This is a genomic window from Rhizobium sp. WW_1 (assembly GCF_003610155.1).
GTDB lineage: Bacteria > Pseudomonadota > Alphaproteobacteria > Rhizobiales > Rhizobiaceae > Rhizobium > Rhizobium tropici_A.
Window position 1 is genome coordinate 1 of record NZ_RAIN01000005.1, and the last position, 21,077, is coordinate 21,077.

Below are 21,077 nucleotides of genomic sequence, written 5' to 3' on the forward strand. Positions count from 1 at the left end.
CACCAGGCCAAAGCGGCTTAAATCAACCCGCAAACTGAGCCGGAAACTCCATTCTTCCAGAGCCCAAAAAGTCTCAAATCATTCGACGACGGACACCTGCCGCCGCCCATACAAAAGCTCGATGTGGCGGTTTACTCCTTCCCAGATCTGACGGGGCAGAACAAGCCCAATGAAAATTTTGCCGAATATTCCCGCGCCCTGACGCAAGGTGGCGCACAGCTATTGACTGACGTGCTGACCAGGGCGGGTAACGGCAACTGGTTCAATGTCGTCGAACGCACCGACCTGCAATCGCTGTTGCAGGAGCGGCAGATCATTCAGAACACCCGGTCGGCAGTCTACGGCGCAAAGGCCGGCGGTATCCCGCCACTTCGGTTTGCCGGCGTGCTGCTCGATGGCGGCATCATCGGCTATGACTCCAATGAAACGACGGGCGGTATCGGCGCCAACTATCTCGGGATAGGCGGAAATACGCAATATCGCAAGGATATCGTGACTGTATCCTTGCGAGCCGTCAGCGTCAGCACCGGGCGCGTATTGGCTTCGGTCAGCACGACCAAGACAATCTATTCCGTGCAACTGCAGGGATCGGCATTCCGCTTCGTCGGCGTCGATCAGCTGCTCCAGATCGAGGGTGGCATCACGCGAAATGCCCCCACGACCTTGGGAGTCCAGGAAGGTATCCAGCTAGCCGTCTATTCGCTGATCTTCGAAGGCGTGAAGAATGGACTGTGGCAGTTCAGGGATGCCGCGGCCGGCGCGGCGTTCATGCGATATCTGGACGAGCATCAACGGGCGATGACGTATAAGCTCGATGCCAACGGCCGGCCGCTCGGCCCGGCGGTAACCGTTCCTGCTGTCATCGCGCCGCCGCCTGCCGTGGAAACGGCGTCCAAGCCTATCCTCATCCAGAACAAGCCGAAGACCTCATGACCGTCACTGACGAGGCGTCATTTTTTCCGGCAGAATTCCGATTGCGCATTGTCGGGTCCGCAGGTGGCTGCACCGTTCTGGGCATTTGCGTTTGGATTGGGTTTGGCTGCCGTCTTGCTGCCGGGCCCCTTCTCCAGATTGCCATTCTTCCGGACTGGAACACGGCCTTTCACCTGAGGAATCTGCGTTTCTGAAAATCCGGAACGCTGGATGATGGGCTGGCTATCGGCAAGAGCATCTGCAGAGCCGAACGTGCCGGCAAAAAGCGTGATAGCCGTAACCGCGGTGATTGTATTGGGATGCATCATGTCGATACTGCTCCTCAATCGTAATCTCGAACCGATATCGGGTTATCGGCTCCAAACATGCTGTCTTCGACGTTTCAATCGGCCAGAGGCCTTTCAGTTCCAAATTTGCCGGCGCTTTCGCCGTTGCCGGCAACTGGAGCGTCTTCAGTGGCCTACAGCGCCGGGCCCAACCGTGGGCAGGCGATTATCCGTCGGCGCGGGTGCTGCCCGCTCGGTAACACCACTGCCTACGCTCGGAAAGACGCTGTTTGCCAATTGGATTTGCGTCCGCGTTCGCGATACCTGCTTCGGCCTATGTGATGCAGTTCGGCGAATAGCCGGCGGCCGAGATGCGGGCATGACGACTGTCTCCGGCAGTTGCTCGACAAAGGCAGGATTTGTCTCTGCGGAGGGAGCCTGTTGTAGATAGCTTTCCCCAGACACGGCGCCGCCGGTTAGCGTAAGCATAGCGATCAGGGAGTATCCGGCAATTAACTTTGATGTCATCTGCATTGGTTCCCTTGCGCGTTATAAAATATTAAAATTTCAGTATTTCATATAAAACAATGTATCATAAATATTAACATATTTAAATATGTTCAAAGCTTGATATCGTATTTGCGTGTTACGCATTATTACAAAATTATTCTGTAGTTGCAACTTAAATCTGGGAGGAGCGCGTGAATCTATATTATAGAATGTTCGTGATTTGTGTGGCCTTCTTGCTTTGGGAGGCCGGCGCGTTCTCGGTGCTGGCTGCCGATAATGATCCGGCAACACCGCAGCCGAGGCCCCAAGACGCGGCGCCAGATGCCGGCAAGAGCGCACCATCCGCTGCCGCATCCTCAAGCCGGCCCGCGCCCGCCGCCTCGCAGGTGACGGAACAGAAGTTCGACGCGTGGACGCTGCAGTGCACGACGGACAAAGCGATGAAGCCGCCGTGCCAGATCGTCTATCGCCTGACCTCGCCCGATCAAAAGCAGGTATTTCTCGTTATCAGCATGGCGCGGTCGGCTGACAACAAGGTTGGCATGCAGATGGCGCTTCCGCTCGGTTTCGCCGTCCAGGGCGGCGTGAAGATCGCGTTCGGCGCAAAATATTCGACGATGGCGAAAGTGTCGCGCTGTACGACGCAAGGATGTCTGGTGGAGGGCCAGTGCCCGCCGGACATGCTCTCGGTCTTGGCCAAGGAAAAATCCGGGAAAGTGTCGATCCGGATGATGCAGGGAAATGTGGCGGAACTTCCGATCTCTCTGAGCGGATTCAACTCTGCCTTCCAGGCAATGCAAGCAAACGGCGGATGAGAATTGAAGCGGCATTACCTGGTCTGAATTGGCCGTATTCGAGGCGATAGAGGGTCATCTTGCGATATCGCCGATGATGAAGGCTGGGACCTTGCTACATATGCAGGATTGCTCCTGACTTGCTGCGGTGTTGGTGGGGCCGGTGTCTTCAGGGGTGGCGAAGGAAGTCGCTTGCGCGATCTCCTTCGCCGATCTTCCTGTCAGTGGAGGCTATCTTCCGTTGAGCGCGAGCATATCGGTAACATCGATGCCGTGCGTATCAAACCACCATTGCGCCGTCATGTCGGGATACTTCTCGCGCAGGCGAAGATACTTAGAACGCAGCCGTTCCTGACGCTCGACTTCCTGCTCGAAATAAGGATGATCCAGCGTTCCGCCCATCACATGGATTCGACGAAGAAGCTTGCGCAGGACATAACTCTGCTCCTTGTTTCCCGGCTTATAGCCGCATTCCACGATGGTCATGACCGTGTCGCACAGCGTACTAAGGGCGTCGGCAGGTGGCGTTCCGTTCACGATCATATCAAGCCGTTCGGCCCCGAAGCCGACGTCGATACAGGTCCCGAGCGGATTGACGATGTTGCCGATCTCGATGCCGTCCTTGTAGAACTCTGTGCAATATCCGGTGATATTGCCGTCGCTCCAGGTACATTCATCATCTGTGACGATGGGGATGTGGCCGCGATAGAGCGGTGCCCATTCCTCCAGGCGATCCGGATGGATGGTGACATGATCTGGCAAGAGGCCGAGGGTTGCAAGAAACTCAAGCCAGAAGTCGATGGCGTCGCCGACAGTCATCTCCCGGAAGGAGAAAAGCCCGAGCATCGTGAATTGGAGGAAATGCGTTCCGTCTCCGATTTCGTCGAGATCGCCCATGCGCAGGCAAGCCTGGCTATTGGCGACGGTTCCAATGTGGGAGAGATCGAGGAAGAGAGGTTTGTACTGCTGCATTCCGGCGCTGCAAAAGAGCGTGGTATGATCGTGCGGCCGTACGGAGTCTATGCGTGTAAATTTGATGCCTCTGAAGAGGCAGAAGTCCTGGTATTGCTGGATCAGGCGTCCCGCGATGACATAGGCAACCTCCTTTGCTGTTCGTGTGCCTCCACAAAACATAGCGACGGAACGCGGGATGTGCAATGCAAGGGCTCTCATTCTCTACCGGAAGTTTGGAAAGTGGCTGCTGTCTCAAGCCATCGATCTCCTCAACCGCTGCTACATGCCTGTCGTGTTCATGCTGTAGATCTGGTTTGATGCATTGATAGTTATTTTGAACGGGAGCTGCGAGATTGCTTCATCGGCTAGTTTGGTGTAGGGCGTTAATTCAGAATGATCGTGGACGATCTTTTCACTGCTGTCGTCGCTCTCGGGAAATACCAACTTCTCATCAGTGCTAATTTATCCAACCACTGCGCTCCGTCGCTGAGTACCTATCGAAACATCATGGTTAAACAGACAAAGCCTTTTATCATCGAAGTCAAAACCACCCGCCGAATGAAATCAAAGCCAGCTGAAACAGCAAGATCGATCTGGGGTGACCTTGCCGTCAACCTCAAGCAGACGCTGGCAATGGAAGAGGAAGCGCCCGCCGCTTCGCCGGTGCAGCCCGATTGCGCAGAGCAACCGGGTGGTAGCTCCCCAACGGTTGCGGATCACGGTGAGGCGACGGCTGTACAGCCCGAATCTCAGTTCTTCGAAAAGTGGATTTCAAGGAAGGCGGAAAGGCCGAAGGTCGGTTCGCAGGGTGAGGTCGCGACATTCCTTGCACGGCTCGAGCAGCAGAAGGTCCTGCTCGCGGAATTTCAATCCGACCCCGATGGCTTCAAACGTTGGCGCTCGGCATGGTTTCGCAAGGTGCCCGATGGCTTTGGCGTGAGCGTCAGCCATGACCGCATCGATGCCGGCGATGGTCTGCGATATGTCGTTGTCGATACGCTCGATGACGTCTCCCGGTTTCTCGATGACCTTCGTCACCACGCGCAAACAGACCCGGATTTTCAGCAGGCGTTGAAAGCAAGCCGCATGCGCCGAGCAGCTCGCCTGGCCGGTGGCAAAGCGAGGTAATGGAGTTTCGCAATAGCGGTATCTGCGAAATCGGAGATTGAAGATGCGCGACGCGAACCGCATGGATCACGTCGTGCTTCAGGTTCCTTATTTGAGAACGCGCACGACAACGCGCTGTCCGATCGCCAGTGGCGCGTCGCGCGCGACAGTAATGATGCAGTTTGCTGTCCGCATATCGCTGCGTTCTCCGGAGTTTTCCGTCGATTTGACGTGCGTCAACACTTTGGAAACTCGGCTGATGCGTCCTGAAACCGTTTGCGCCGCGCGACCCTCGGGAACGATCTCGACGCTCATACCGGGGCCGACAAGGTCGAGATACTCTTCCGGAATGTCCGCACGCACGATCTTCGCTCCATCGGGCAGCAGGACAAACATCTCGCTCATCATCTGAGTGGAGACAGCCTCACCCGCCTTGACCGCCTGGCGCACTACGACGCCGTCGGCCGGCGCCCTGATCTCGCGCAGGCTGATCTCGCGCTTTGCCATTTCGAGACGTTCCTGCGCTATCGTTACGGTCGTAGCTGCGGAATTGGTTTCGATGGCCTGTGTCTCATAGGCGTCGCGCGCATCTTCGAGCGCCTGATCCGACACGGCCTTGCCGGCGGCTGCTCGCCGCATTCTTTCGTAGGTCTTGGAAAGGTTCCTTCCCTTGAGTTCCAGGAGTTTATGCCGGTCCTCGGCCTGGGAAAGCTCCTGTTCGGCAATGCGAACCGTGGATTCCTCCTGCCGTCTGTCGAGAACGGCAAGAAGATCTCCCTTGCGGACATAGGCCCCTTCGATCGCTCGTACTTCGGCGACGATGCCGTCGCGCACGGCGGTTATGCGATAGAGCCCTCCCTCTACATCCACGGTCCCGCGCGCGGCAGCTGCGATGGCCGGAGCGGCGCGTTCGGTGGAGTTCGAGTTTTCATCCGCCCTCGGGGTGCCGACGGCCATCCATAGAGGACCCAATATGAGTGACGAGCCCAGCAGGCCGGTCGCCCAAAGACGGCGGGAGCGCTTAAATTGATCCATGCCAGTACTCTCGTGTGTCGATGTTTCGTCCGGAGATGGTCTGCTCGTCGGTTAGCAGGCGCCCATCCTCCATGCGCAGGAGGCGGTCAGCTTTCGAAAACAGGCGCGTATCGTGCGAGACGCATAGAACAGCCGTTCCTAATTGCCGTGCCGTGTCGCGCAGGATCTCGACGATCCGCTGCCCATTGCTGCTGTCGAGCGCGCTCGTCGGTTCGTCGGCAAACAGGATCGCCGGTTGCTTGACGATCGCTCGCGCGATGGCGACGCGTTGCTTTTCTCCGCCCGACAGATGCGAAGGCCGCAGGTGCTGGCGGCGCAGCAGGCCAACGCGCTCCAATGCTTCAAGGGCCCTGGCGCGCGCTTCGGCCTCCGGAATTCCCAGATAGTCGAGCGGGATTTGAACTTGTTCGAGCGCTGAAAGCGCGGGAAACAGATTGAAGCCCTGAAAGATGAAGCCGCAGTTTTTCAAGCGAAATGCGTCTCGCTCAGCATCCGTCGATGACGACAGATCGGTCGCACCGGCACGCAGGCGCCCGCTGTCCGGTCTGGTCATGCCGCCGAGTGTTGCCAGAAGCGTGCTCTTGCCGCAGCCGGAAGGGCCGCTGAGTACGGTGAATTCGCCGCCATGGATTTCGACGGAGATATCGACGAGCGCGTTCGTACGCGCGCCCTGAACAGTGAAGGATTTATGGAGGTTGAAGGCCGAGATAGCGGATCGCACGACATCACCTCAAAAGGGACGCAGGATCGGCCTGGCGCAACCGGTGGATTGACAGAAGACAGGCAAGCACGGCCACGACCAGAACGACAAGCGAGGCAAGAGAGACGACAATACCGTCAAGCACGAAAGGGACCTTGTAAGCCCGTGCAATAAGCGCGATGAAAAGGCTCAGAGCGACGTTTATGACAAGACCCGAAACGCCGACCCAGGTGGCCTGTTCGACAACGATGGTTCTCAAACTGCCGAAGGGCACGCCGAGGGCGCGGAGCGTGGCGTATTGCGGTAGCGCTCCTGCGACCGCCGCCATCAGGGTTTGGCTGGTTATGAGTGCTCCGATACTGGCGGCAATCAGCGTCGCGAAGATGAATGCGATGCCGGCACCGGAATCGAAGAGCATATAACTGGTCGACATGCTCGCCAGCTGACCGGCGGGCCAGATCTCGAAGCGTTCGACGGAAGCGCGCCGATCAAGGTGCTTGATCACGTCCGAAGGATTGTCGCCGGCCTTGATATTGAACAGGAAATAGGTCGCAGCTCCATCGGCCGGCAGCGTCTGGTCGAGCATGCGTGCAGTATCCAACGAACTTACCACATTCACCCCGCCGAGACCGCGAAGCCCGTCAATGAGGCCGACCACGCGCACGGCACGGCCGTTTATCTCGGCAAGATCGCCGGGTTTGGCGGAAAGCTTGTCGCTGTCCGACGCATCGACGACGACAGCGCCGGGCTCGCGCAGCTGATTGCGCAGGCTGGCTGGCACGACCCGTGCCAGTCCGAGGCTATCGGTTTGCGTATCGATGCCCACAACTGTGATGCTGACACCTCCGTTGCCACCCGTCGCGCGCCAGTCGCCGGACCCAAGGAGCAGTGGTTCGATGTCGGAGACGAGCGGCTCTGAATAGAGGCTCGTCAATACGCTTGCTTTGACGGTCCGTCCGAGTTCGACACTTTGAGTGCCGGGATAACCAACCCAGTATTCGGCATTCGATTGGGATACGTAAAGCGAATTGGCGCTGACAATGCCAAGGAGAAGCGCTCCCTGGGCGGTCATTAATAGGCCGGAGAAGGCAACGGCAGCAACAGCCGGCAGAAAGCGCCGCCATTCGTAGAGAAGCGTCTTTCGGGCGATCGGAACTGCCACGGCTACTTCAGCCTTTCCGATGCGCGAGGCCGAGCGGCCTGCTCCGCAGCGCCCGTTGCCTTGTAGAAGGCGATGAAGGCCCGGGCCTCATCTTCGATGCTGTCGGTGAGCGACGCGCGCAATTCCAGCACATCGAGCGCCCCCCTTATGGATTTCGATCTGTCCTCAAGGCCTTCCCGGACGAGAATGTCAGCGCCATTGCGCACCGTGGTCACTCGTTTCAGTTTTGATTTCAGCTGCGCGGTTTTCCGTTGTGCAGCGTTGAACTCGCGCAGCGCCCTTGAAGCCTCCTCATAGGCGACGAGGACCGTCTGCCTGTATGCAAAGCCAGCCTCGCGAAATTTCGCCTCACTTGCGGTGACGACGTCCTTGCGCTTGCCGAGATCAAATATCGGTATTTGCAGCGACGGGCCGCCGGAGGCGCCGAACAGCGAACTGTCGATAGGAGCTCCGATCCCGATCGTTCCCGAAAGCCGCAATTTCGGATAGAGCTCGCTTCTGGCAAGACCCACTTGTGCACCGGCTTGCGCGACCGCGAGCTCCGCACGGCGGACATCGGGGCGTGAGCGCAAGAGATCGGCGGGGCGGCCACTCATGAGGCGTGCCGGCGCAATCGGTTGCGGTTGGGGTTTGAGAAGGCTTGCGGCGGGGGTGGCTGAGCCTTGGAGGGTCGCGATTTGCTGCGCCGAGGTGTTTATCTCGTTTTCCAGGTCAGCGAGCCTCGATTTGGCAGTCTCGATGCCTGATTTCTGCGGTTCCGTTTCAATTGCGGTGGAAAGGCCGACCCGTTCCCTGACGTCAGCGAGTTCAGAGTTTTTCTGGAGCAGTGCGATCGTCTCGACCGTGTCGGCATGACGTTGCTGAAGCGCGCGAAGATGAACGTAGCTGGCGGCGATTTCCGCCGCCACGGCCAATCTGGCCGCCGCCAGATCCTCGCTCGCCATCTCCGTGGTCAGATCGGCGGATCTTTGGGTTTGCTTGTCCTGTCCGAAGAGCGCGGCTTCCCAACCGACTTCAAGATTCAATTGAAGCGGGCGCCGCGTAAAGTCGTTGTTCACGCGGGAGCCGGTCGATGCATTCGCAAGCGCAACTGTTCCCACCTCGGGGCGATAGCCGGCAATTGCCGAATGTCCCAAGGCGCGGGCGGCGAGGAGATTCTGCTCGGCTTGCGCAATAGTCAGGTTGCTGCTACCGGCGCGAGAGACGAGTGATGACAGCGTCTTGTCATGGAAACCCTCCCACCACGTGGTTCCGTTGAATGTAGCCTCGGGGCTTCTTTGTGATAGTCCCGCATAGGCAACGGGCAGCTGGGGGGCAGAAACGGGTGGTGACAAGTCCATCGACTGGCAGGCCGATAGCAGAAAAACTGTAGTTGTCATCGAGAGGACGATATGACGCCACCCGGGTTTACTCTTCGATATATCACAATTGCTCGTTCGACATAGGCTGCGCAACCGCAACGCAATACTGTAAGACCGATCGATCATCGCTTTGTCACTGAGAAATCCATTTCACAATCCACGCTGGCTCATAGGTATTTGCTTGCCGAGCATGTCTGATGTCTGCTTTGATACGACTGAGTATCGGTCATGATGTCAGTTGATGGTTCGCCAGTTCCCTATCTCGTCATAGAAGTACAATTGCGAGTAGTTCTGCGACCAATAGGTGTCGATATCGAACGAAACGACGGCGATAGCAGGCTTTTCTGCAACGTGAACATAGGTTGAAATTGGCATTCTTTGGCGATGATATTCTATGTCGACGTCGCCCGAAGGTATCCATCCCCTTCGCCCGCAGACCCTGACATCGCACCATCTAATTTGCTTGGTGCATCCGTACATATGGACGCGGGAGCCCGCCAGCACCGTGCCGACGGCCGGAAACAGGGCACTTGGTCCCGATCGCAACACCACGTCGGTCTTCGCATATTCCGTTGCTGCTGCCTGACCGACGATCGGGCCCGCGGTCGCCAGGGCGCCGGCAAGCAGCGTCAACTGGATCTTGGTGCGGAACTTCATGTTTCGACGACATCCTTCTCGACCAAATCGACGACCGATCCCCTGCGAGGGCCGATGCGCAATGGCTGTCGACGACATAGTCCGCTTCTGTGCAGATCGTGTGGAGATTGCGCATAGAACCGGTGAAGGAAATGGATTTTATGAGGAAGGTGCGTTCTTCCTGCGGGCGCCCTCGATGCGACGTTCCCATAGGACCAGCAGGAAACTCGAGGCGATGATGAGGAGGGCGCCGACGAAGACATTTGTCGCGGGGATCTCGGCCCAGATCACATAGCCATACACGAAAGCCCAAACGAGACCGCTGTATTCGATGGGAGCCAGCGTTGACGCGGGGGCGTATCGGAAACCTTCATAGAGCAGAAACTGTCCGATGGTCGAGATCACTCCGAGCGTCAGCATCAACGCCCAGCCGCTTGCATCGGGGGTCTTCCATGTCCATGGAAAGGACAGGGCGCAGGCAAGGCCGAATATCAGGCTCGTGGCATACATCTGCGTGAGCGTGGTTTCGCTTCGGCTGACCAGCCGGACGAGGATCGTGCTCCATGCCCAGCAGAATCCTGCAACGATGCACATGGCGGCGGGCAAGAGATTGGGCGACTGGCTGGGATTTGCCGCGATCGTTACGCCGATGAAGCCGCCTATGCAGGCAATCCAGCGGCCGGCATGGATCTTCTCCTTGAGAACGAGGATCGACAGAACCATGACGATGATCGGCGCCGAGAAATACAGCGTCGTCAATTCGGCGAGCCCGAGATGGCGAGCCGCGTTGTAGAACAGCAGCCAGGCAATCAGCATCAGCGCGGCACGCAGGATGACCGTGCCGCGATAGGGGCTTTTGAAGATCGACGGATGGCGTCGATAGCGGACGAGTGCGCCTGCGACCAGCACGATGACGAGGCTGCGCATGAACAGGATTTCCGGGACTTCATAGCTGGCGACCAGCCACTTCACCATCGCATCCTGAAGGGAAAAACAGGCGTATCCGGCGCAGGCGAGTGCAATCCCGGCAATGGGTCCCTTCTCGCTGGTTCCGGAAATCATATGGCCTCGCAGGATATTTCGAATCGATACAGTCACTTCCCGTTGCAGGAAGCGATTCGCGGCGCAGCGGCACACGACGGTCTTCTGGCTAAGCAATTTCCTTTGAGCTGACAAGGGCAGGAGAGGGCATCATGCTACTTCTGTGATGTGTTTGGCGAGCGGTTTCTTTCCTTCAGGCGCATCACGAAGTCGTGTCATTCGAAATGGCGGCGATTGGGGCCTGATACGGCCGCTCAAAGCGGAACATTCCCGAGCAATGGGGGTGTCAGCCCCTTATCGGGCAGGGGATGAAGACGATGCCGACCCACCCAAGCCGTGATGGAACGCGGAATTAGGTGGTTGGCCTTCGAATGACATGATCGATATCGTGATTTCGAAGTTCCGCTCCTTGTGAACAGGACTGCGCATGGGAATGGAGCAGGCTTGCGAATTCTTCTGGCAGACGTTGCCGCCCATAAATGAAAATTATCCGAGGCGGCGGTCCTTGGCGTGTGTTTGTGCCTCGGCTTCGCTTGCGTCATCTTCGGAAGAGTGTGTCGCATTGGTTTTTCGAAATCTTGCCAATACTTCTTCGCCGTCGGCGGATGCGCGCGTTCTCTCCATGATCTCGCGTTCCCTGGCGGCCTGCTCCCAGTGATGCTGGCTGCGTCCCCAGGGGCGACCGGCAGCTTCCCAGATTGCGTAGGCGCGTTTGCTGATCCATTCGAACCTCTCATCCGTCATCTTTTCCTCCTTGGTTGGCGCTGCGAACAACTGCAAATGAATGCGAATGTTCCCTATGGGGAACAATAATGACTCTGATGTGTTCCACCTTAGGTTCAGAACTTCACAGGCTCGTGAATCCAAAACAGAAACAGGAGGATCTGATGGCTTTGACTTTGATCAGCAAGGCCTTTGCTGAAGACGCGCCGATACCGGGCAAACACGCGCTCGACGGGGAAAACATATTCCCGCCGCTGGCCTGGGGCGGCGCTCCTAAGAGAACTCAAAGCTTCGCGCTGATCGTCGAAGACCCGGATGCGCCTGGCGGAACATTCCGTCATTGCGGCATTGCCAATATTCCGGCGCAGTGGGGCGGTCTTGCGGAAAACGTGGATGCGATGCAGGAGCAGGCTCTGCGTTTCTACAAGAACGATTTCGGCAATGCCCGTTATGACGGCCCGAAGCCGCCTAGCGGCGATCCTCCTCATCGATATGTTTTCCGGCTCGCAGCCCTCGACGTGCCGAGGATGACGCTTCCTGAAGCTGCAGGGGCGGAGGTCATGTGGAGGAAGGTGAGGAAACACATGCTTGCAGAAGCAAGCCTTACCGGCATCTATCAGTCGTAAATCACGATCTGCAAGCAGACACGATCGGCGGGCTTGCCGTCGCCGTTCTCGTGATCTTGCTGGTGCGGTTTGCAGAATAGGCGAGCGGTGCTCGGAAGAGTTGATCGCAGTTGCGAGGATAAGATTGCAATCGGTCGCCGCCCGTGCGGCGACCATTCATGGGATTAAGGCAAGGTGCGGACTACCCTTATCGCTTCCACCGCCAGTTGCTGACCTCAGGCATATCCTCTCCGTAATACCGGACATAATCGTGATGCCTGATGAGCTTTGCCTTCAGGGCATCGATGACCTCGGGCACTTTTTCCGCCAGGCCCGGCACGCGGTCGATCGCCTCAAGCGCGAGATGATAGCGATCCAGCTCATTCAGAACGGTCATGTCGAATGGCGTGGTCGTCGTGCCTTCTTCGATAAAGCCGCGAACGTGAATGTTGTCGTGATTAGTCCGCCGGTAGGTCAGCCGGTGGATCAGGTAGGGATAGCCGTGATAGGCGAAGATGACAGGCTTGTCCGTGGTGAAGATCTGGTCGAAGGCCTGATGCTCGAGGCCGTGCGGATGCTGCTTCGGGTCCTGCAGGGCCAGAAGATCGACCACATTGACCGTGCGGATCTTCAGATCGGGAATTGCTTCATGCAGCAACATGACGGCTGCGAGCGTCTCCATGGTCGGGACATCGCCCGCGCAAGCCATCACGACGTCGGGGGCGATGGTATCGTGCTCGTAGCTTGCCCAGTCCCATATGCCGACGCCGGCCTTGCAGTGGGCGGTCGCTTCATCGATGCTGAGCCATTGCGATTCCGGCTGCTTGCCGGCGACGATGACATTGATCCGATCATAGGTCCTCAGGCAATGATCGCCGACCCATAGCAGCGTATTGGCGTCCGGAGGCAGATAGATGCGGACGATATCGGCCTTCTTGTTGGCGACGAGATCGACGAAACCAGGGTCCTGGTGGGAAAAGCCGTTGTGATCCTGCCGCCAGACATGCGACGTCAGCAGATAGTTCAGCGACGAGATCGGCTTGCGCCACGGCAATTCGCGCGACACCTTCAGCCATTTGGCATGCTGGTTGAACATGGAATCGACGATGTGGATGAAGGCCTCGTAGCACGAGAAGAGCCCGTGCCTGCCGGTGAGTAGATAGCCCTCCAGCCAGCCCTGGCACAGATGCTCGCTCAGGACCTCCATCACCCGCCCGTCCGGGGCCAGATGGACGTCATAATCTTCGATCGCCTCCATCCAGACCCGGTCCGTGACTTCGAAGACGCTGCCGAGCCGGTTGGATTCCGTCTCGTCTGGGCCGAAGATACGGAAATTCTGCTCGGGAGTATTGAGCTTCAGCGTGTCGCGAAGATAATGGCCAAGGATCTCGGTGGATTGCATCTGTTGGCTGCCGCGCTCGCCGATTTCGACGGCGTAGTCCGCGATCGAGGGGACGATAAGCTCCCTGCGAAGCAGGCCGCCATTGGCGTGAGGATTGGCGCCCATGCGCCTTTCGCCTCGCGGCGCGAGCGCCTGTAATTCGGCCTTGAGCCGCCCTTCATGATCGAAGAGGTCGTCGGGATCATAGCTGCGCATCCAATCTTCCAAGATTTTGCGATGGCCCTCGTCGCCGCGGCAATTGGCGACCGGTACCTGATGCGCCCGCCAGAAGCCCTCGACCTTCTTGCCATCGACTTCCTTTGGACCCGTCCAGCCTTTTGGGCTTCGCAGCACGATCATCGGCCAGCGCGGCATCCCCCTGGAGGCTTCATTTGCGCGCGCGTTCTTCTGTATGTCTCGGATTCGGTCGAATACCTGGTCGAACGTGCCGGCCATCGCCTGATGCATGGCGTGCGGCTCGTGCCCTTCGACAAAGAAGGGTTCATAGCCGTAACCAGAAAACAGCTTGCGAAGATCGTCGTCGCTTTCCCGGCCGAGGATCGTGGGATTGGCAATCTTGTAGCCGTTCAGGTGGAGGATGGGCAGCACGGCGCCATCGCGCGCCGGATTGAGAAACTTGTTGGAATGCCAGCTTGCGGCGAGTGGCCCGGTTTCGGCCTCGCCATCGCCGACCACACAGGCAACGATGAGGTCCGGATTGTCGAAGGCAGCACCATAGGCGTGAACGAGGGCATAGCCGAGTTCACCGCCTTCGTGGATGGAGCCCGGGGTTTCGGGGGCTGCATGGCTTGGAATGCCGCCCGGAAAGGAAAACTGCTTGAAGAGCTTCTGCATCCCTTCCATCGTCTCGGAGATATCCGGATAGATTTCGCTGTAGATGCCCTCGAGATAGGTGTTGGCGACCATACCGGGACCGCCATGGCCGGGGCCGCACATATAGATGACGTCGAGATCACGCGCCTTGATGACGCGGTTCAGGTGAGCGTAGATGAAGTTCAGCCCCGGCGTCGTACCCCAATGGCCGAGCAGTCTCGGCTTGATATGCTCCGGCTTTAGCGGTTCGCGCAGCAGCGGATTGTCCATCAGATAGATCTGGCCGACCGACAGGTAATTTGCAGCTTTCCAGTAACGGTCGATCAAAGAGAGGTCTTCAGGCGAAAGCGGTGTGGTAACGGCATTCATGTGCGTCTCCTCGTTTTCGTCATGCGATGAGTGCAAGGGCCTCGTCGGCGATCACCTGTTCCTCATCGGTCGGGATCACGAATAACGTCACGCGGCTGGACGCCGCATTGATGGCGATTGCGTTGCGCTTGTTCGCGTCTTCATCGATCTCAATACCCAACCATTGCAACCTCTGTGCAACGCGTGCCCGGATCTGCGGCTGGTTTTCGCCGATGCCGGCCGTAAAGACGATGGTATCAACGCCGCCGATCGTCGCGCATAAGCGTCCGATTTCGCCTGATATGCGCAGGCAGAACAGATCCACGGCTTCCGCCGCCTCCGGGCTGTCGTCGTCAAGCAGAACCCGTGTGTCGCCGCTGATGCCGGAAACCCCGAGCAGGCCGCATTCATGGTAGAGGAAGTCCTCGATCCGTTCCGGTTGCCGCATTCCGGTTCTCATAAGGTAGAGCAGGGCACCGGGATCGAGCCAGCCAGGGCGCGTCGCCATCGGAATTCCATCCAGCGCCGAAAACCCCATGCTGGTGTCACGACTGACGCCGTTTTCCATAGCACACAGGCTGGCACCGCTGCCGAGATGGCAGGCGATAGCCTTGCCCTTGGCGGCTTCCGGATCGATCTTTCGAAGCTGCGAGGCGATATATTTGTAGGAAAGTCCATGAAAGCCATAGCGACGTACGCCATCGTCATGCATGCCGCGCGGGATTGCCAGCCGCCGCACGACATCGACCTGTGACGAATGAAAGGCCGTGTCGAAGGAGGCGACTTGCAAAACGTCCGGCCGCAACGTTTCTATCGAACGGATGGCACGCAGGGCCTGCGGCTGATGCAGGGGCGCAAGGGGAATAAGCTTTTCGATCCCCTCGATGGCGTTGTCATCAAGCAGGGTCGCCCCCTTAAACGTCATGCCGCCATGGACGATGCGATGAGCAACTGCCCGCAGCCGGCCGGGGAGATGGGCGAGCATATGATCCAGCGTTTCGGATATGACGGATGTGAATTGCGCACCATTGTCGCCGTTGATTGGCTTCTCGTATCTATCCGCGCCGATGGAATAGTGGAGCATCAACGGATTCCGATCGAAATCGATCTTGCCGCGGCCGACATTTCTCGGCTGTTTCGCCGTCAGCTCGAATATCCCGATCTTCAGGGTCGAGGAGCCGGCATTGAACGTCAGCAAGACATCGTCGGTCATGTCAGCCTCGAGTGAAGGGTGTCGACTACCGCAAGTTAGTGCATTCCATTGCCGAGGCAACCGCTGAGCCGGTCGCATGCGGCGCTTTACCGCCAGGCGGAGCTGTCATTCTTGTACAAGCCGATGAAATGCGCGCCGATTCTTGTCGAAAGCCTTGGCGCGGCTGTGCCGCCTTGGTGCTGATTACCCTCAACCAGCCCGCCGCGATCAGACTTCCATCACGTCTTCGAATGCTTCGGGGAAGCTTTCTCGGGCCACTTTCTCGTTGATGATGAGCATGGCTTCATAGGAAAGGGGATCGAAATCCTTGTCGGCTGGCAGGACTTCGCGCTCAAAGAGGAGGTTTAGGCGCGCGGCGTCCAGATTGCCGCGTTCGAAGGGTTCTGCACCGAAATAGTGCCAGAGCGCATGCAGGAATGCCGCGTCGATCCGGTGTTCCTGCGTTCCCGGCCGTGCGCGCCGCGGCAGCTTCTTGATCGGCGTTACGCCTTTCGGATTTGCACGGCGAATGGTGAACTGGACGCCGGTTCCCGGCATGCCGGAAGGAAAGCCGCGATGTTTCGTCATGTCGGGAAGCTTGCCCATGGCTGCTGCTCCTCTCTTGTTAAGCAATCGGATGGTGCCTTTTCCGGTGTCAGGCAAGCCGATGCGATGGAGAAGGTCGTGGAGACGCACCTTGTCGCGATTTCTTTCCCGCAGTCAATCGCGCAGCGGGAAGGAAAACGGACCGTAGCGACAAAACCACGATCGATGAGCGCTGGGCGCTTTACAATGGTGAGCCTTGGACGGACAGGCTCAGTTCCACATCAAGCAGTTGGTACAAGAGTGCGGCGAAGGCGATGAAAAATGCCGTGCCGAGAATGAAACGAAAGACTATCGGCCACAGATAGACAGTGATGATCGGCATGAGGCGTGCGAGCATCGAAAGCCAATCGGCGAGCGTGGGCGTCTTCTGTTTGCACATGACATTTCCTCTGCCAGATCCGGCAGTGTCGTTGGTGATACGCCGGCCTCCTCGAAAATCCATGAATGCTGAAGCCCTTTTCCGCGGCGACAGATGGCCGCCAATGCCGGAAAGCAATATGAAAATGGTGCAGGTTTCGTGGAGATCGGATGCAGGCATGGTGGATGTCGGTGTCCCCCGATCTATTGATCTGCCGCAAGGACAGTTTCGATAGATCGGCGATTCCATTGGATTGCGTCCTTCCAGTCGCCGTGATTGCAGGCGCGAGACGTAGTTTCCTGGACGTCGGTGGGAGGAGGCTGATGCTTTCGCGGTGTCAGCATGGATAGGGCAAGCATTTACTTTTACGTAAGCTTCATTAGACTTCTGGCGAATTCGCTGGAGGGATCGAATGGGTAGTCATGCGGATGTCGTCATCGTCGGAACGGGACTGTCGGGCCTTGTTGCTGCCTGCGAGCTGATCGAGCGCGGCAGGCGAGTGATCCTTGTCGATCAGGAGCCGCGAGCAAGCCTTGGCGGCCAGGCTTTCTGGTCTCTCGGCGGACTGTTCATGGTCGATACGCCGGAACAGCGGCGGATGCGAATTCGCGATAGCCTCGATCTCGCCCGTCAGGATTGGCTGGGTGCTGCAGGTTTCGACCGGGCCGAGGACTTCTGGCCCCGTGCCTGGGCGGACGCTTATCTTGATTTTGCCGCCGGAGAAATGCGCAGCTGGCTGCATGGGCTCGGCATGCGCTGGTTTCCCGTTGTCGGTTGGGCGGAACGCGGCGGAGGCCTTGCCACCGGGCACGGCAATTCCGTGCCGCGCTTTCATCTTACCTGGGGTACGGGCCGTGGCGTTCTCGATCCATTTGTAAAACAGATTCTGGCGGCGGAGAAGGAAGGGAAGGTCGAGCTCTTGTTTCGTCGGCGGGTAACCCGGCTGATCGGCGATGACAAAGGCGTTTTCGGCTTAGAAGGAGAGATCCTGGCGGAGGACAATATCCGTCGCGGCCAGCAGTCGAACCGTGATGTCGTCGGTGATTTCCGCATCGAGGGTGCGGTGATCGTCGCAAGCGGCGGCATTGGTGGCAATCCGGAGCTGGTTCGGCGCGCCTGGCCGGTCGAGCGTCTCGGTTCACCTCCTGAACGGATGCTGAGCGGCGTGCCCCATCATGTGGACGGGCTGATGATCGGTCATGCCGAGGCCGTCGGGGCACGGCCGATCAATGGCGACAGGATGTGGCACTATACCGAAGGCATTGCCAATTGGGACCCGATCTGGCCGAATCATGGCATTCGCATCCTGCCGGGACCGTCGTCACTCTGGTTCGACGCCGATGGTAATCGCATGCCGGCACCCTGCCTGCCGGGTTTCGATAGTCTTGCGACGCTGCAGCATATCTGCAAGCTTGGCCATAGCTACAGCTGGTTCGTGACGACGCAGAAAATCGTCAAGAAGGAATTTGCCCTTTCGGGCTCGGAACAGAACCCAGATCTTACGGGGCGCGATATCGCGCTGCTCCTGCGTAGTAGGCTTGGCCGATCGGCTCCCCCGCCGGTGGAAGCCTTCAAGTCGAAGGGAAGGGATTTCGTCGTTGCCGAAACGCTGGAAGAGCTGGTTGCCGGCATGAACCGCATTGGCGACCGCCCGATCGATCCCGCCCATCTGCGCGTCCAGATCGAGGCCCGCGACCGCGAGTTGGACAATCCCTTCGCCAAGGATGCGCAGATTGTCGCTCTGAGGCAGGCTCGCGGGTATCTCGGCGACCGGTTCATGCGCACGGCCCCGCCGCATCGCATATTGGACGCAAGAGCCGGCCCGTTGATCGCCGTGCGCCTTAATATCCTCACCCGCAAGTCGCTAGGCGGACTGGAAACAGATCTGAACAGCCAGGCGCTTGCACGCAGCGGCGCGCTCATACCGGGATTGTACGCCTGCGGCGAGGCGGCCGGTTTCGGCGGTGGCGGATACCACGGCTACAATGCGTTGGAGGGTACGTTTCTGGGAGGATGTATTTTTTCCGGACGCAAGGCGGGGCGGGCGGCATGAAGCCGTCGGAATGGCGCTCTTTTGGCGAGGGTGTCCGACGACACTGCGAGGGCATGCAGTCTCGCCGGACGCTGCAATTGCCGGCTCGGGGGTGGCATCCGAACCGGTAGTGGAAGTCATAGCATCTACCAGAGGTTTATTTAACCTGCCCGAATGGATGGCTTGCAGCCCCACACGCTACACGAGGGTGGCGAGATCTCCTGTCCCAAGGGGGTATGAGGAACGCGGACGCGCGATCTGGTCGAGCAATGTCATGAAGATTGCGCTCTAAGGTTGTAAATCGGGAGTTGAATGCGGACGTGAGCGCCAGCCGAAGGACCGCTGGCGATCGCGATGCTGCCTCCGTGCAGGTGCGCGATCTGCCGAGCAAGGTTGAGACCAAGGCCGGCACCGCGGGAATGCGGATGCAGCCGGTAGAACGGCTCGAATACGTTATCGCGTTCCTCGGGGGGAATACCCGGACCTTCATCGCGCACTTCCAGGCCCCCAGCCCGGTCGACCGCGACCGTGATGGTTCCCCGGCGGCCGCCATGTTCGATGGCATTTCGAATAATGTTGGCAAGTGCCTGTTCGATCTGTAGCGCATTCACCTCGACCTCAACCTTGCCGTTTGGGGGGGCGAAGGCGAGATCATAGCCGGCCTCGATCGCAAGCGGCGCGAAGTCGGCCCCGACGCGACCGGCGAGCTCGACCAGGTCGACGAACTCGCGTTGATCCGCAGGGCGATCCAGCAACTGGCGGTCCAGCAATTGCTGGGCCAGATGGGAGAGGCGGTCGATATCCTGCCGCAACCGCAGACTTTCCGGTTCCTCCTTCAACAGTTCAGCTCGCGTGCGCAGGATGGCAATCGGAGTGCGCAACTCGTGTGCCGCATCCGTGAGGAAACGATTGTGGCGATCAAAGCCTTGGGTGAGGCGTGCGAGGGCCTGGTTGAAGGCATTGACCAGGGGAACGACCTCCCGCGGGACATTCTTCACTGGCAATTGCATGGCGCGCGTTCCGAAGTCGATGCGCGCGGCCTGATCGGCGGTACCGATCAGGCCCGACAAGGCGCGACGAACCACGAACGGCGTCGTCACAAGCGTCGCCATGCCCATGGCGAGAATGATCGGCAGAAGAACGATCGCAACCGAGAAGAGCAAACCCGGCAGCACCCGTGGCCAGTCGGCGCTGCCATCGGGTGTGCGGGCCATATCGACGGTGGCCGAGATGCTGATGCCGAAGCTTTCCGCGTCGGCTCGCGAATAGAACGTCGAGGTAACGACCTGGACAGGCCCCGCCTTGGTGTCGACCCGCTGAACGAGGGCCTCAGGGCGCATTTCCTGCCCATCACGCTTGCCGGCAAAGCCGATGCTTGCATGATCGACCGCTGTAAGGAGGTTTCCGAGATCGCGGTCGTAATCGGGCGGAACGACGCCGACGCGCAGGCTCTGACCCGTCATGTCGTGAATGATGTACCAAACCTTGGGATGCTCCGCGCGAAACCGCGCAAGCTCGCTGCTATCGTCGATGATCAGCCTGCCGTCCTTGTCGCGATCGATCGCACCTGCGATTGCGGCCGCGGCGGCTTCGTTGTCGACTGTGAGCGTCGGCTGGATCACGGACAACACCACAATCGACAGGATGATGAAGAAGACGAGCATGGCCGCCTGGAGCAGAACCAGCCGCCGCACGAGAATCCATTGCAGGGAGCGGGCGCGCGCCAGCGTCATGGAATCGCCCGCAGCAGATAGCCGAGATTGCGCACGGCACGGATCTCGACGCCGGCTGAAAGATCGTCCAACTTGCGGCGCAGGCGTGAAATATGAGCGTCGAGGGCATTGGAGCCGATCTCGTCGTCGAGAGCATAGACGGCTTCCTCCAGCATCCCTCGCATCACGGTGCGCCCAGGCCTGCGGATCAGGGTCTCGAGCACCAGACGTTCGCGACGCGGCAGGTCCAGGGCTTGACTGTCGATCAGCGCCTCGCGGTGGCGAAAGTCATAAGTGAGGCGACCGACCACGGTCTGGTCGGCCCGCATGATGTAGGGACGTCTGTGGAGGGCCTTCAGCCGGGCGACCAACTCCTCGGTGGCGAACGGTTTGCCCATATAGTCGTCGGCGCCGGCGTCGAGCCCGGCAATGCGTTCGCGCAGGTCGCTCATGGCGGTCAGGGCAATCACCGGGGCCTCGACGTTGAGCGCCCGCAACCGCGGAATCAGCGTCAGTCCCTCGCCATCGGGAAGACGTCTGTCGAGGACGATGGCGTCATAGGCGCCGAACCGCACCATGGCTTCTGCATCGGCGAGATTAGCGGCATGGTCGACCACGACATCCTGACGTCTCAATGCGGTCTTGAGCACCGATGCCATTTCCAGTTCGTCCTCGACCAAAAGAATGCGCATATACTTCTCTACTCCTCGGTTCTCGCCACACCAGTAAGAGCGGCGGGATCGCTCATGTTCCGTGCTCGGCTTGCGGAGTCTCGTGATGAGCCAAT

20 protein-coding genes are annotated in these 21,077 nt (G+C 58.9%); 5 read left to right on the plus strand and 15 right to left on the minus strand.

Annotated elements, in window-relative coordinates; translation table 11 throughout:
* Positions 1-108 precede the first annotated feature (108 nt).
* A complete protein-coding gene (locus BJ928_RS15755) occupies positions 109-933 on the plus strand; it encodes a CsgG/HfaB family protein (protein ID WP_348628225.1) in 825 nt (274 codons plus the stop codon).
* A 17-nt stretch (positions 934-950) separates the two neighbouring features.
* Here the strand turns inward: BJ928_RS15755 and BJ928_RS15760 are convergent, their stop codons facing one another.
* Positions 951-1,241 (minus strand): hypothetical protein, encoded by a 291-nt coding sequence (locus tag BJ928_RS15760; protein WP_047631540.1) that lies wholly within the window; start codon positions 1,239-1,241, stop codon positions 951-953.
* Positions 1,242-1,969: 728 nt separating this feature from the next.
* On the opposite strand from BJ928_RS15760, the gene BJ928_RS15765 reads away from it, so the two are divergent.
* Positions 1,970-2,524 (plus strand): invasion associated locus B family protein, encoded by a 555-nt coding sequence (locus BJ928_RS15765; RefSeq protein WP_183079417.1) that lies wholly within the window; start codon positions 1,970-1,972, stop codon positions 2,522-2,524.
* Between the two features lie 210 nt (positions 2,525-2,734).
* Here BJ928_RS15765 and BJ928_RS15770 read toward each other — a convergent pair whose 3' ends face one another.
* The gene (locus BJ928_RS15770) at positions 2,735-3,637 is read right to left on the minus strand and encodes an alanine--tRNA ligase-related protein (RefSeq protein WP_047631538.1); all 903 of its coding nucleotides are present in this window, start codon (positions 3,635-3,637) and stop codon (positions 2,735-2,737) included.
* A gap of 213 nt (positions 3,638-3,850) precedes the next feature.
* Between BJ928_RS15770 and BJ928_RS15775 the strand changes: the two genes are divergently transcribed.
* Entirely contained in the window at positions 3,851-4,585 is a 735-nt protein-coding gene (locus BJ928_RS15775; protein WP_245432349.1) for a hypothetical protein, read from the plus strand.
* A gap of 87 nt (positions 4,586-4,672) precedes the next feature.
* Here the strand turns inward: BJ928_RS15775 and BJ928_RS15780 are convergent, their stop codons facing one another.
* From BJ928_RS15780 to BJ928_RS15810, 7 genes are all read right to left on the minus strand, one after another.
* Positions 4,673-5,599: an HlyD family efflux transporter periplasmic adaptor subunit gene (locus tag BJ928_RS15780; protein WP_047631536.1), complete on the minus strand. Its 927-nt coding sequence runs from the start codon at positions 5,597-5,599 to the stop codon at positions 4,673-4,675.
* Positions 5,586-6,320, minus strand: a complete 735-nt coding sequence (locus tag BJ928_RS15785) for an ABC transporter ATP-binding protein (RefSeq protein WP_047631535.1) — start codon at positions 6,318-6,320, stop codon at positions 5,586-5,588. The genes BJ928_RS15780 and BJ928_RS15785 overlap by 14 nt, the downstream gene beginning before the upstream one ends.
* 4 nt (positions 6,321-6,324) lie before the next feature.
* Positions 6,325-7,461 carry an FtsX-like permease family protein gene (locus BJ928_RS15790; RefSeq protein WP_047631534.1) on the minus strand — a complete coding sequence of 379 codons (1,137 nt, stop codon included), beginning with the start codon at positions 7,459-7,461 and terminating at the stop codon, positions 6,325-6,327.
* 2 nt (positions 7,462-7,463) lie between these two features.
* A complete protein-coding gene (locus BJ928_RS15795) occupies positions 7,464-8,840 on the minus strand; it encodes a TolC family protein (protein ID WP_047631533.1) in 1,377 nt (458 codons plus the stop codon).
* A gap of 216 nt (positions 8,841-9,056) precedes the next feature.
* Entirely contained in the window at positions 9,057-9,479 is a 423-nt protein-coding gene (locus tag BJ928_RS15800) for an SH3 domain-containing protein (RefSeq protein ID WP_052227682.1), read from the minus strand.
* Positions 9,480-9,617: 138 nt separating this feature from the next.
* Positions 9,618-10,520 (minus strand): DMT family transporter, encoded by a 903-nt coding sequence (locus BJ928_RS15805; RefSeq protein WP_047631532.1) that lies wholly within the window; start codon positions 10,518-10,520, stop codon positions 9,618-9,620.
* A 465-nt stretch (positions 10,521-10,985) separates the two neighbouring features.
* Positions 10,986-11,243 carry a DUF2934 domain-containing protein gene (locus BJ928_RS15810; protein ID WP_047631616.1) on the minus strand — a complete coding sequence of 86 codons (258 nt, stop codon included), beginning with the start codon at positions 11,241-11,243 and terminating at the stop codon, positions 10,986-10,988.
* A 143-nt stretch (positions 11,244-11,386) separates the two neighbouring features.
* On the opposite strand from BJ928_RS15810, the gene BJ928_RS15815 reads away from it, so the two are divergent.
* Positions 11,387-11,848: a YbhB/YbcL family Raf kinase inhibitor-like protein gene (locus BJ928_RS15815; protein WP_047631531.1), complete on the plus strand. Its 462-nt coding sequence runs from the start codon at positions 11,387-11,389 to the stop codon at positions 11,846-11,848.
* Positions 11,849-12,035: 187 nt separating this feature from the next.
* Here BJ928_RS15815 and BJ928_RS15820 read toward each other — a convergent pair whose 3' ends face one another.
* The 4 genes from BJ928_RS15820 to BJ928_RS39345 all read right to left on the minus strand — a co-directional run bounded on the left by BJ928_RS15820 (position 12,036) and on the right by BJ928_RS39345 (position 16,795).
* Positions 12,036-14,411 carry a phosphoketolase family protein gene (locus BJ928_RS15820; RefSeq protein ID WP_047631530.1) on the minus strand — a complete coding sequence of 792 codons (2,376 nt, stop codon included), beginning with the start codon at positions 14,409-14,411 and terminating at the stop codon, positions 12,036-12,038.
* Positions 14,412-14,430: 19 nt separating this feature from the next.
* On the minus strand, positions 14,431-15,603 hold the full coding sequence (locus tag BJ928_RS15825) for an acetate/propionate family kinase (protein ID WP_047631529.1): 1,173 nt from the start codon (positions 15,601-15,603) through the stop codon (positions 14,431-14,433).
* A gap of 207 nt (positions 15,604-15,810) precedes the next feature.
* Positions 15,811-16,188 (minus strand): hypothetical protein, encoded by a 378-nt coding sequence (locus BJ928_RS15830; RefSeq protein ID WP_047631528.1) that lies wholly within the window; start codon positions 16,186-16,188, stop codon positions 15,811-15,813.
* Positions 16,189-16,369: 181 nt separating this feature from the next.
* Complete coding sequence (locus tag BJ928_RS39345) at positions 16,370-16,795, minus strand: hypothetical protein (protein ID WP_245432351.1); 426 nt, start codon at positions 16,793-16,795, stop codon at positions 16,370-16,372.
* A gap of 163 nt (positions 16,796-16,958) precedes the next feature.
* Between BJ928_RS39345 and BJ928_RS15840 the strand changes: the two genes are divergently transcribed.
* Positions 16,959-18,599: an FAD-binding dehydrogenase gene (locus BJ928_RS15840; protein ID WP_047631526.1), complete on the plus strand. Its 1,641-nt coding sequence runs from the start codon at positions 16,959-16,961 to the stop codon at positions 18,597-18,599.
* Positions 18,600-18,850: 251 nt separating this feature from the next.
* On the opposite strand, the gene BJ928_RS15845 is transcribed toward BJ928_RS15840, so the two are convergent.
* Both BJ928_RS15845 and BJ928_RS15850 read right to left on the minus strand, forming a co-directional pair.
* Positions 18,851-20,311, minus strand: coding sequence for a HAMP domain-containing sensor histidine kinase (locus BJ928_RS15845; protein WP_047631525.1), 1,461 nt, complete (start codon positions 20,309-20,311; stop codon positions 18,851-18,853).
* Positions 20,308-20,982: a response regulator transcription factor gene (locus BJ928_RS15850; RefSeq protein WP_047631524.1), complete on the minus strand. Its 675-nt coding sequence runs from the start codon at positions 20,980-20,982 to the stop codon at positions 20,308-20,310. The genes BJ928_RS15845 and BJ928_RS15850 overlap by 4 nt, the downstream gene beginning before the upstream one ends.
* Between the last annotated feature and the right edge of the window lie 95 nt (positions 20,983-21,077).